Here is an 11,484-nt window from a genome sequence, read left to right as displayed (position 1 = left end):
TCATTCTCGATGGCGAGAAAAGCGGAGAATACCATAAGCCATGACAATCAAGAGTGTACCGATGCTGGCGAGAAAAATCGAGAAAAGAACCATTACAACAGGGCTCGTATTACTCGGATTATCCTTCGTATATAGCTCATCAAGAATCTCCACTCCGTAGAAATTATCCGCAGCAAGCATGGCGCGCTGCTTCAACAACAGAGAAATCTGCGTGCTGATAGACAAATTGACAGAGTTAACCTGGTAGTTTTGGAGCTCACTGGAAAGCTGCTCAATCTGTCCCTCTAGCAGAGAGGTTTCATATGATCTTCGATCATCGCGATAATAAGCGAGAACTTTTTCCAGGATCAGACCAGAAATCTTCGGTTCCGCTGAATATGCCCTCAGCTTCAAAATACCCGAATCGTGAAGGACCTCTATATTTAGGGACTTATTAAGAAAACCACGCATCATCTCGACGTTCACATCAGCCTGAGTGCGCGGCTCGAACCTCAGCGGCTGGCTGTTCGCCCAGACGAGCGCTTCTCTCGCAATCTCAGGAATTTCGAGCAGATTACGGGCCACAGAGGCTCCATAAACCACCTGAGAAAACTCAGCGACACGTTTACCCTGATCGCTGAACAGCGAAAAGCCTCCCCTGTCCTGGCTCATCTCACTATAAGGCCGATCAACGTTGACGACCGTCGTCGCCTCATAGACGGGATAGTTAAAAATGACAAACTTCGCCCCAAACCAAACAAGAGCGGCAAGAAATATAAAGATGGGCAGGATATATCGCTTCTTCACGGGCTCATGCTCCATCCATAGATTGGCGATCTTCGGCCATTTTTGTCATGTACCTGACATTCAATTTTGCTGCCTGAGCCAGGTCTTTCGCTTGCTGTCCGACCCGGTTTCGGACGGCTTCCCCTCCGGTGAGGAAGCCGTCCACGGAAGCGACAATTTCGTGGAGATGCTCTGCCAGATCCTTCGCGGCAATTCCAGAGTAAGGGAGATCCAAAATCTCGGCCAATCCGCGCATTTTATGGCTGTTTCCCGAGAACATCACCGAGGGCGTGCCACCCGTACTGGCAAGAATGGAGGGATGCCAGCGCCCAGAAACAAAGACCGCAGCATTTGCGAGCAGATCCAAGCCAATGGGTGTTGGCGTGCAGGCCGGAATAAAGGGAAGCCCCAATTTACGAGCAACCGGCGCCAGAAGGATTTCATCGGTCGTATCCGGCGCCACGACAACAACCTGTGCCATCTTCATCAACCGCTTGCAAAGCTCAATGAAAACGCCTCGAGGGGGCTCTCCCGGATCATCTGGTCTCAAAAGGGCCGAGCTTCCCGTCACACAGATATACGGCTTCCTGAGGTCAAATCCCTTCATCGACCAAGGCCATATATCAAAAGCCCCTGGACGATCATATCGCTCAACAAATGCCTCTTTTACAGCCGGTCGCCACCGGAACGCGGCATCCGCCGCCAAATGAGACTCGCTGTAGGGCGCGATCTTCTGCCCCTCTCTGAGAGACGCAGGCTCCCGGAAAATGACATCGTCCATCAGCGGATATACCAGTTGGGCCAGATCAAACATCTCTGGATGATCCAACTGAAGTGTATGATTAACAATCACTGTCGGCTTTTTTAGTCTTGTTTTGGAGAAATAAGCCCAAAAAAGACTGTAGAATCCCTTCCTCTGATCATTGTAGATGCTGCCCTCACCATTGATCATGACAAGATCTGCCAATCGCATGGCATCCAATTCTGTCCTGAACATGGTTCCCCGCTCTATACGATCGGCTAGAGCGTCAAAATCTTTGCGCGTACGGGGCGTTGTATTCTGCCCCCCAGCCAGACGCTTCCCAGCGTCATAAGCCGTTCGTATGCGAGCACGCATCGCAGGATATCGCAGGAGCCATTGCTTAGCGACATCACGCACACCTGGCTCCAGCGGTGTACTGCGCCGCCCCTCAAGGCTTGCGAGCTTCAGGGTATCAAATATATGGCCCCCCTCAGCCTTTACAAGAGCATGCATGGCATGCGTAGTCGCCCTACACCCCCAGTTGTTTTGACTAAGGCTATCATTAATCAGATAGACGCGGACAGGTTGGCGAACATCGCCATTGAAATGGTACATCCTGGCATACCTTGGACAAGTGGCTCCGATATCATCAGTACTCCCCGAAGTCCTGCCTCAGGTTCGCCCAAACTCGTCAGCGATGCGCACAATATCATCCTCACCAAGATATCCCCCGGACTGAACCTCAATCAGGTGAAGAGGGATTTTCCCAGGATTCCCAAGACGGTGCACTGCTCCCTGTGAGATATAAGTGGATTGGTTTTCGTGCAGAAGGAACGTCTTGTCGCCACAGGTAACCTCTGCGGTTCCGCTGACCACTATCCAGTGCTCAGCCCGATGATGATGCATCTGAAGCGATAGCTTACGTCCTGGTTTGACCACGATACGCTTCACCTGAAAGCGATCACCGAGATCAATACACTGATAACTGCCCCAGGGTCGATAGGTCAGGGCCCCCGTTTCGGCCTCCGGCCGGCGCGCGACGCGCAGGCGTTCAACAATGGTCTTCACCGCCTGGGCCTCATGCTTGGGGGCGACCAGCACGGCATCATTGGTCGCAACCACGATCAGGTCGCGGACACCGACAGCCGCGACCAGCGGTCCTTCGCTGCGCAGATAGCTGTCGGCGACGTTTTCGGCGACGACATCGCCGATCGTCACCACGCCGGCCGCATCCCGCTCGCCGATCGCCCACAGCGCATCCCAGGCCCCGACATCCGACCAGCCGAGATCGGCCGGCACCACGGCACCATGGGCGGTCTTTTCCATCACGCCGACATCGATCGACAGATCCGGTGCACTGGCGAAGATCTCCTTCGGCAGCCGGACGAAATCGAGATCGGACGACCGGCAGGCATAGGCGGCGGCCACAGCCTCGGCCACGGCCGGAGCCGAAGATTCGAGTTCAGCCAGCACCACCCGGGCGGGGAACAGGAACATGCCGCTGTTCCAGAAGAACCGGCCGTCGGCCAGATAGCGCTCGGCCGTCTCGCGCGCCGGCTTTTCATGGAAACGGCTGATGCGGAAGGCCCGCTCGTCAAGCGCGGTCCCGGTCTCGATATAGCCGTAGCCGGTTTCGGGCCGGGTGGGCTTCACGCCGAAGGTAACGAGATCGCCGCTCACCGCACGGCGGGCGGCCGCAGCCACCGCCTCGCGGAAGGCAGGCGTGTCGCCGATCACATGATCCGACGGTAGCACCAGCATCAGCGCTTCGGGATCATGAGCAAGGGCCGCATGCGCCGCCGCTGCAACGGCCGGCGCGGTGTTCCGCCCCACCGGTTCCAGCAGAATGGCCGCCGGTTCGATGCCGGCGGCACGCGCCTGCTCGGCCACCAGGAAACGATGGTCTTCGTTGCACACCAGGATGGGCGCCCCAAACCCCGCTTCGGGCGAGACCCGCTTCAGGGTCGCCTGCAGCATGGTGTCGCTGCCCGCCAGCGCCAGAAACTGCTTGGGCAGCGCCTTGCGCGAGAGCGGCCAGAGGCGGGTTCCGCCGCCGCCACACAGGATCACGGGCGTGATGATGCTGGAGCTCATGAATTCGGTCTCGTTTCGCTGTCGGCTGAGCGGCTGTCAGGATTGCGGTGTGGCGAAGGATCACGTTCTCCGGAGAGAGACGCGCGACGTCCGCGGTCTCAGGCCGCGAACGCCTTCTCCAGACGCTCCAGAGCGATCCAGAAGCCCTCGCCGTCGTTCTTGTGGCCCTGCCAGATTTCGGGGATGAAGCTCGCGCCGGGCTGGGTCCGGTCGATCACATGCCCGAAGGCGCGGAAATCGATGTCGCCGTCACCGACCTGAAGGCCTTCGCCGTCGACCCCCTTGCTGTCCGCCAGATGCATATGCGCCGTGACCGGAGCCACCGCCTCGCAGAAGGCTTCGAACGACCACTTGTAGTGGTTGCAGGCCAGCTTGGAATGCGAGATGTCGAGGCAGATCCGCATCTTCTCGGCCTCGCAGAACGACCGGATCGTCTCGGCGTCGACGAACAGGTTGTGGAAGCTCTGCCCGCCGAAATGCCAGGGGAAGGGCGGCATCGTCTGCGGGATCACCTCGACCCCGTCGCGGCTGAGCAGCCGGAGCGTCTCGGACAGCCGCTCGTAGAGAGCGGTGCACTCGGCCGGATGCAGATGGCGATCGGTGGTGAAACCGCCCACATTGGTCACGATGAGCGGATCGGTCGGCTGATCGAAATACTCGCGCAGCCGCCGGGTCACGTCGATCACCCGCTGCATCTCCTTCACCGAATGCGCCCGATACTCGGCATCGTCGGAGACGAGGTTCAGCGTATGGTCGTGGGCGAACAGCTCGGGTGCGTGCACCACATAGCCGATCGGATAGCGACCGCTCAGATATTTCGACAGCTCGATCTCCAGATCCTTGTAGCTGAGGTGGAATTCCACCAGCGACAGGTTGGTCTTGTCGAGCAGGCGCTGGAAGTCGTGATAGCGCACCGGCACGCCCCAGGGCCGCGAGAAGGCATAGGGCCGCGGCTCGATGACGCCGTCCGCCAGATCCGAAGGGTAGAAGAAGTCGCCGGCCTTGACCTCGCGGCGCATCGTGCGCCCGACCAGCTCGGCCAGACGGTTGGGCTGAATGCCCTTGCCCGGGCTCTTGACGTCGACCATGTCGGCGGTGACCACGGTGCCGATGGCAAGCGTGGTCTTCGCGACCAGGCTCTTGGCCAGGGTTTCGCGGTTCATCAGCTCACCCTGGGAGAGCTGGCGCGAGCCGCCCTCGCCCATGGCTTCCTCCACCTGGCGGATGCCGTCGACCATGCGACGGAATTCCTCGGGCAGCAGGCTGACCTTGTGGTCATTGCCTTCCAGGCCCTTGTCGATGGTGAAGTGCTTCTCGATGACCTTGGCGCCCAGCGCCACCGCGGCGACCGAGACGTTGATGTCGCGCTCGTGACCCGAATAGCCGACGACGCAGTCGCCGATCTCGGCCAGGCGCTTCATATAGCGCAGGTTGACGTCCTTGAAGGGCGCCGGATAGGTCGAGTTGCAGTGCAGCAGGACGAAGGGTGCGCCCAGGCGGTGCAGCACGCCGGCCGACTGCTTGATCTCGGCGTCGGTCGACATGCCGGTCGACACGATCAGCGGCTTGCCGGTCGCCGCCATCGCCGACAGCAGATCCAGATTGGTCATGTCGGCCGAGGCGACCTTGAAGCCCTCGAGCCCGTAATCGTCGAGCAGCCGCACGCTCTCGTGGTCCCAGGGCGTGCAGAGCGGGGTCATGCCGCGGGCGCGCACATGATCGAACGCCCGGAACAGGTCGTCATTCGACAGCGAGAAGCGTGCCAGCAGGTCCAGCGTATACTGCGACCCCAGATCCTCGCTGGCATCGTTGTTGTCGCCGGCATTGCGATAGAGCCGGTCGAGCTGCCGCATCTGGAACTTGGCGCATTCGGCCCCGGACTCCGCGGCCAGATCAATCAGCCGCTTCGCCAGATCCAGATCGCCCTGATGATTGTTGCCGATCTCGGCAATGACATAGGCCGGATGATCCGGACCGATCTCGCGGTCGCCGATCCGGACCACCGCCGCCCCGATCCGGGCAACCGACACCACCCGGCCCTGCTCGTCGAGCAGCGGCAGGGCGGTGATCCGCTCGGAAAGTTCGGCAGCGATCCGATCAGGGGCGGCATCGCGCGGCAGGGCACGGAAGCTGCGGTTCATCGCCTCCGAGACCGGCCGGTCCAGATCGATGGTCGGTTGCTCCACAACCCAGCGCCGGAAGTCGCCGTCGGTCAGCACACCTTCAAGCCGGCCGGCCTCCGACACGGCGAAGACGATGCCGTGCTTGTTCTCGCTGATCTTGCGAAGCGCGGTCGCGATCGTCTCCTCGACGAAGGTGAGGTAGGGAACGATCCTGGTTTCGATGATCATCGGCGTCCGATCGGCTCTAGCTGGGGGTCGGCGGTCTGGAAATGGCGCGCCGCCGGACCCGATCGTCAAACTCGCAAGGGCTCGCCCGGCCCATAGATCCTGATGGTAGCGCGACTTACCGCGAATGCGTAAGCAGCGTCTCGATCACGACCATATCGACTTCGCTGTCGATCTCATAGGCCGTCTCTTCCGCCATCTCGTGCAGCGCGATCCGGCCGCCGAGGCGGTTGTTCCGGGTTCGCAGCATCTCGGGCGGGAACAGGTAGATCGAGCCGTTCTCCACATATTGCGGCGTCATGTCCTGACGCCGCGGGCGGCTGGCCGGGTCGTAGTTGATCGCCTGGGCCCCGTCGGCCCCCCGCCGCCACAGAAAGCGGTGCGAGGCGACGACCGACAGAAGCGTATCGGCCCCTTCGGCTTCCAGGGTGGCGATGGCGCGATCGATGTCGTCGGCGGCACGGATGGGAGAGGTGCACTGCAGGAACACCACCAGATCCACCTTCCCCTCGCGGGCCTCGATCTCGTCGACGGCATGCCTGAGCGCGGCCTCGGAACTTGCCGTGTCCGAGGCGAGATCAGCCGGACGCCGCACGATCTTCGCGCCGTATTGCGCAGAGACGGCCGCGATCTCGTCGTCATCGGTCGAGACCCACACGCTGTCGACCCGGGCCGAATTCAGCGCCTGCTCGATCGAATGTGCAATCAGCGGCTTGCCCGCCACTGGACGCACATTCTTGCGTGGAATGCCTTTCGATCCCCCGCGCGCGGGGATGATCGCAATCGTCGAACCCATTTCCGTCTCCGCAATCGGCGCGGCCTTGCCGCCCCTGCGTCACTCTCGTCCGCCCGCGTCACTCTGCCCGGGGCAGAGTCAGCCGGCAACCCGCCCGCCGGAGCTGCCCCATTCGCGCCCTTCGCGCAGCTCGAAGGCTTCGCTGGTCCAGTAGAAATCCTGGCCACTCACCTTCGGGATCCAGTGCCGCGGCAGCCTGGTGGCGTTGTAGCCGAGCTTGTAGCCGACATATTTCGCACCCGTCTGCACCACGGCATAGGGAATGAGGTGCGGCCGTTCGCGCAGCAGGCGCGCCATCAGCGCCTTCACATAGCTGCCGCCGCGCTTTTCGTCACCACCACTGTCCAGCAGCAGCTCCTTCTGGCGCCGCCGCTCGTAGCCCACGTCGAACATGCGCCGGAATTCCTGTTCCAGCGTGTAGGTATGGGAATGATGTACCACCGCTTCGGCGACATAGGCGATGCGATGCCCGCGCCGCAGCAGTTTAGCGGTGTTGATCGCATCTTCCATGGTCAGGGTCGGACCGATGCCGCCGATCGCCTCCAGCGCCGGATTCGACCAGGCCGCACAGCTGTCGGAGCAGAAATAGAGGAAGCTGCCCCATTTCGCCCGCTCGTCGTAAGACCGGACATGGCTCTGCGGCGGGTAGTTGAACTCGCGGGCGAAGCTCTCGAAAAAGCCGGCGCCGGTATGCGGGATCTGCCGCGCATAGGTGACCGCCGCCGTGCCGTCGACGATCGGCGCCACCAGATGACCGATCATGTCGGCAGAGGTCGCATAAGCGTCGGGCGTGATCATCACCACGATGTCGGTGCCGAGCGCCTGACGCGCCCGTTCCCGGGTCATGCCGTGATTGAACGAGCGGCGGGGCACGACCAGCGTTTCGGCCCCCATCTCTTCGGCCAGTTCCACCGTGCCGTCATTCGACGACGAGTTGACCACCAGCACCCGCGGCTTCAGCGGCGAGGCAAGCAGCGGCGGCAGGCAGTGCGGCAGCATCTTCTTTGCGGTGTAGGTGATCACCGCGACGCCGATGGTGGGCTCGCGTCCCTCGGCGATCCACGGAGCCGCTTCGCTGACGACGCTGGCAGGTGCGGGGGTCATGGCTTTCAGGCTCCCTCTCCGGCAGAAGGGTCTCCGGCAGCCTCGCGCAGAGGCAGGTTAAGGCGATCGGCATAGAAGCGGGCAATACCGTCCCAGGCGGCCGCCTCGTTCCAGCCCAGACGATCCGCATCCACCCGATCCGTGTTGATCCGGATCGGCGGCTCGGCGAAGACCGTCTGATGGGCCAGCTCCAGCGGGCAGTCCAGCACCAGCCGCGCCGCCATCTCGCGGGCGAACCGCCGGGCGAAATCCCCCTGGCTCTCAACGTACCCGCTGGGGCGGCAGACGTGGAAGCCCCCATCCGAGGGCATGGCTGCGACAAAACCGGCATAGGCTGCCGCCAGCAGCGAAACCTGAATGTTGTCGCGGATATAGGCGGGGGGTCCGACGGTGGGGCAGCGTCCCTCGGCCCAGCTCTTCATCAGATAGGCGGTGAAGCGCGGCTCTTCGAAAGCACCGAAGGGGTTCGGGATGACCACCTTGCCCAGGGCCACGCCTTCGCGTGGGGCATAAAAAGCATAGAGATCGGCAGTCAGGCCTTTAGACAGACCATAGGGGCTGAAAGCGACGGCCGGTTGCGTGCCCGCCCCTTCCCGCTGCTCGAAGACCGATCCGGTCAGCACCAGCCGGTCACAGCCGGCGCCACGCATCACCCGCAGCGTCTCCACCAGACCGAAGGCGTTGTCCGCCAGGGCCTTCACCGGATCGAAGTCGGGGCTCTTATAGTCCCGCACATCGGCCGCGTGATGGCACAGCACATCGAACCGCTCGTCACCGGCAAACAGCGCCTGAAAACGCTCCGAGCCGAAAGTGACCGCCTCGACAAGTCGCAGACGCGGGGCCAGCGCCTCGAGCCGCCGGACACGCAGCTCCCGCAACGGATCGGCGGCATAATCGCCACGATGACGATAGAGGGTCGCGACCACATCATGGCCGGCCGCGACCAGCGCCTCGGCATACCACATGCCGGTGAAGGAACTCGCGCCCGTGAGGAGGATGCGCATGATCAGCCCCTCACCGCAGATGCAGATCGGGATCGAAATCCGGATGGGCCTGATCGCGCGCCGAGATCACGGTAGGTTCAATGGGCCAGCCCACCTGAAAACGGGGATCGTTCCAGCGCACCCCGCGCTCCCGTGACTTGTCGTAGAAGTCCGACACCATGTAGACCAGCTCGGTGTCGTCGACCAGCGTGATGAAACCGTGTGCAAAGCCGCGCGGCACATACATCGCCCGCCGGTTCTCGGCGGTGATCTCAGCACCGAACCACTGCCCGAAGGTCGGCTGATCCTCGCGAAGATCCAGGATCACGTCCCAGGCCGCACCGCGGATGCACCGCACGACCTTCACCTCGGCCGACGGCGCCAGCTGATAGTGCAGACCGCGCAATGTGCCGCGGGTGGCGCTATAGCTGTCGTTCATCTGCACGAAACGGGTTTCGAGGCCGGCTGCCCCGAATTCCTTTTCGCAGAACATCCGACTGAAGAAGCCGCGCTCGTCCCCGATCGGTTCAAGCTCAATGACGAAGCCGCCCGGAATGGGGGCAGGGATGAACTTCATACGGCCTCCGGCGCATTGGCTGCGCAAAACGCGCGTTCATAAGCGGCGATCTGGTCCATCGTGATGTCCCAGACCGGCCTGCCTTCAGACCAGGCTTTGTACCAACCGACGGTCTCGCGCATCGTGTCTTCGAAGCGCCAGGCCGGCCACCAGCCCAGAATATTGTTGGACTTGTCGCAATTGAGCCGCAGCAGATGGGCTTCGTGCTTCGCATCGGTCGCCGGCGCCACCTCGACCGATCCCTTGCCCCAATGCGCCACGACCGCCTCTGCAAGCCGGATCACCGGCTGACAGTCACGTGCCGAGGGGCCGAAATTCCAGCCCTCGCCGGTCTCGATCCCGCGGGTGCCGACCATCAGCTTCGAGGCGACCATCATATAGCCGCCCAGCGGCTCCAGCACATGCTGCCAGGGACGCACGGCGGTGGGGTTGCGCAGGAAGACCGGCTCGCCCCGCTCGATCGCGCGGATGCAGTCCGGGATGATGCGGTCTGCGGCCCAGTCGCCGCCACCGACCACATTGCCGGCTCGCACGGAGGCCGACAGGATCCCTGCCGGGTTCAAGAAAGACTGGGCATAGGCGTGGAACACCAGCTCCGCCGCCCCCTTGGAGGCGCTGTAAGGATCGCGGCCGCCCATCGGGTCGTTCTCGCGATACCCCCAGATCCATTCCTTGTTGTCGTAGGCCTTGTCGGAGGTGATGTTGATCACGACCTTCACGCCGCCCACGCGCTGCACGGCATCCAGCACATGAACCGTGCCCATGACATTGGTGTCGAAGGTCTCGACCGGCTCGTCATAGGAATAGCGGACCAGAGCCTGGGCAGCCATGTGGAACACGATCTCGGGCTTCGCCGCCTCGACCGCGGCCATCACGGCCGCGGGGTCGCGCAGATCACCGACGATGTGCCGCATCCGCCCTTCCAGCCCCAGAAGGTCGAAATGGCAGGGGCTGGTCGCCGGTGGCAGCGCAAAGCCGGTGACGTCGGCCCCCAGCTTCAGCAGCCAGGCACACAGCCAGCTTCCCTTGAAGCCGGTATGGCCGGTCACCAGCACGCGGCGCCCGGCAAACACGTTCTCGAACGGCAGATCGGTCATCTCGCTTCCATCACCTGCAGTCGGAGACGGATGTCGCAGATCCGCCCCGTCCGATGCACCGCATGACGCGGCCGGCGCCCTGGGGCTCCGGCCGCATCCCGGGTCAATCCTTATAGGCCCAGGGCGCCTTGCCCTGTTCCCACAATGCGGTCAGATGCTCGCGGTCACGCTGCGTATCCATGCACTGCCAGAAGCCCGGGTGCTTGTAGACATGCAGGCCACCATCAGCGGCCAGCCGCGACAGGGGTGCCTGTTCCAGCACCAGCGAGGGATCGGTCGACAGATAGTTGCGGAAGTCGCGATTGAAGAAGAAGAACCCGCCATTGATCCAGGCATGGGTGATCTCGGGCTTCTCCGCGAACGAGAGCAGACGATCGCCTTCCATGTTGAACTCGCCGAAGCGGGAGGGCGGGTTCACGCCCAGCACGGTGCCGGTCTTGCCATGCGCCTGATGGAAGGCCAGCTCCGCCGCCAGATCGACATCGGTCACGCCGTCGCCATAGGTCACGGCGAAGGTCTTGGCATCGCCGATATACCGATCGAAAGCCATGGCGATGCGCGCGCCGGTCATCGTCTTCTCGCCGGTATAGGCCAGCGTCACTTCCCAATCACAATCGTGATTGATCTGATGATAAGACACACTGTTGTCGACGAGATTGACCGTCGCGTCGCTGTTCATGGAATAAAAGTTCAGGAAGTAATTCCGGATCACTTCCGACTTATAACCCATGCACAGCACGAATTTCCGAAAGCCGAAATGCGAATAGGTCCGCATGATGTGCCAGATGATCGGCTTGTCGCCCACCGGAACCATCGGTTTCGGCCGGAATTCGGTTTCTTCCTTGATGCGCGTGCCGAGCCCGCCACAGAGGATGAAAACAGGAACTGAAGAAGGAGTCATGATAGCGGTCTTGTCGCCTCTATGAAGCCGCATATGCGCGTATCTCGCCCGGCAGGCACCGGACGCATCGGCATTGG

At 62.1% G+C, this 11,484-nt stretch carries 10 protein-coding genes; all 10 read right to left on the bottom strand.

All coding sequences use genetic code 11. The annotated features are described in order from the left end of the window. The 10 genes from CMO28_RS00755 to rfbF all read right to left on the bottom strand — a co-directional run bounded on the left by CMO28_RS00755 (position 1) and on the right by rfbF (position 11,407). The gene (locus CMO28_RS00755; protein WP_296708149.1) at positions 1-786 is read right to left on the bottom strand and encodes a hypothetical protein; all 786 of its coding nucleotides are present in this window, start codon (positions 784-786) and stop codon (positions 1-3) included. A gap of 4 nt (positions 787-790) precedes the next feature. After that, positions 791-2,122, bottom strand: a complete 1,332-nt coding sequence (locus CMO28_RS00750; RefSeq protein WP_296708145.1) for a polysaccharide pyruvyl transferase family protein — start codon at positions 2,120-2,122, stop codon at positions 791-793. A 57-nt stretch (positions 2,123-2,179) separates the two neighbouring features. Continuing rightward, positions 2,180-3,601 carry a mannose-1-phosphate guanylyltransferase/mannose-6-phosphate isomerase gene (locus tag CMO28_RS00745; protein WP_296708143.1) on the bottom strand — a complete coding sequence of 474 codons (1,422 nt, stop codon included), beginning with the start codon at positions 3,599-3,601 and terminating at the stop codon, positions 2,180-2,182. 98 nt (positions 3,602-3,699) lie between these two features. Beyond that, a complete protein-coding gene (locus tag CMO28_RS00740; RefSeq protein ID WP_296708141.1) occupies positions 3,700-5,952 on the bottom strand; it encodes an N-acetylneuraminate synthase family protein in 2,253 nt (750 codons plus the stop codon). Between the two features lie 115 nt (positions 5,953-6,067). Further along, positions 6,068-6,745 carry a cytidylyltransferase domain-containing protein gene (locus CMO28_RS00735; RefSeq protein ID WP_062769456.1) on the bottom strand — a complete coding sequence of 226 codons (678 nt, stop codon included), beginning with the start codon at positions 6,743-6,745 and terminating at the stop codon, positions 6,068-6,070. A 78-nt stretch (positions 6,746-6,823) separates the two neighbouring features. After that, on the bottom strand, positions 6,824-7,849 hold the full coding sequence (locus tag CMO28_RS00730; RefSeq protein ID WP_296708135.1) for a glycosyltransferase family 2 protein: 1,026 nt from the start codon (positions 7,847-7,849) through the stop codon (positions 6,824-6,826). Between the two features lie 5 nt (positions 7,850-7,854). Continuing rightward, the gene (locus CMO28_RS00725) at positions 7,855-8,853 is read right to left on the bottom strand and encodes an NAD-dependent epimerase/dehydratase family protein (RefSeq protein WP_296708133.1); all 999 of its coding nucleotides are present in this window, start codon (positions 8,851-8,853) and stop codon (positions 7,855-7,857) included. Between the two features lie 10 nt (positions 8,854-8,863). Further along, on the bottom strand, positions 8,864-9,409 hold the full coding sequence (rfbC, locus tag CMO28_RS00720; protein ID WP_062769447.1) for a dTDP-4-dehydrorhamnose 3,5-epimerase: 546 nt from the start codon (positions 9,407-9,409) through the stop codon (positions 8,864-8,866). Further along, positions 9,406-10,506, bottom strand: a complete 1,101-nt coding sequence (gene rfbG, locus CMO28_RS00715; RefSeq protein WP_296708130.1) for a CDP-glucose 4,6-dehydratase — start codon at positions 10,504-10,506, stop codon at positions 9,406-9,408. Before rfbG ends, rfbC begins: the two co-directional genes overlap by 4 nt. A 103-nt stretch (positions 10,507-10,609) precedes the next feature. Then, on the bottom strand, positions 10,610-11,407 hold the full coding sequence (rfbF, locus tag CMO28_RS00710; protein WP_062769514.1) for a glucose-1-phosphate cytidylyltransferase: 798 nt from the start codon (positions 11,405-11,407) through the stop codon (positions 10,610-10,612). Positions 11,408-11,484: the final 77 nt, after the last annotated feature.

The sequence above is a fragment of the Tistrella sp. genome, from assembly GCF_002684955.1.
Lineage (GTDB): Bacteria > Pseudomonadota > Alphaproteobacteria > Tistrellales > Tistrellaceae > Tistrella > Tistrella mobilis.
This window is presented reverse-complemented; position numbering and strand designations above follow the sequence as displayed.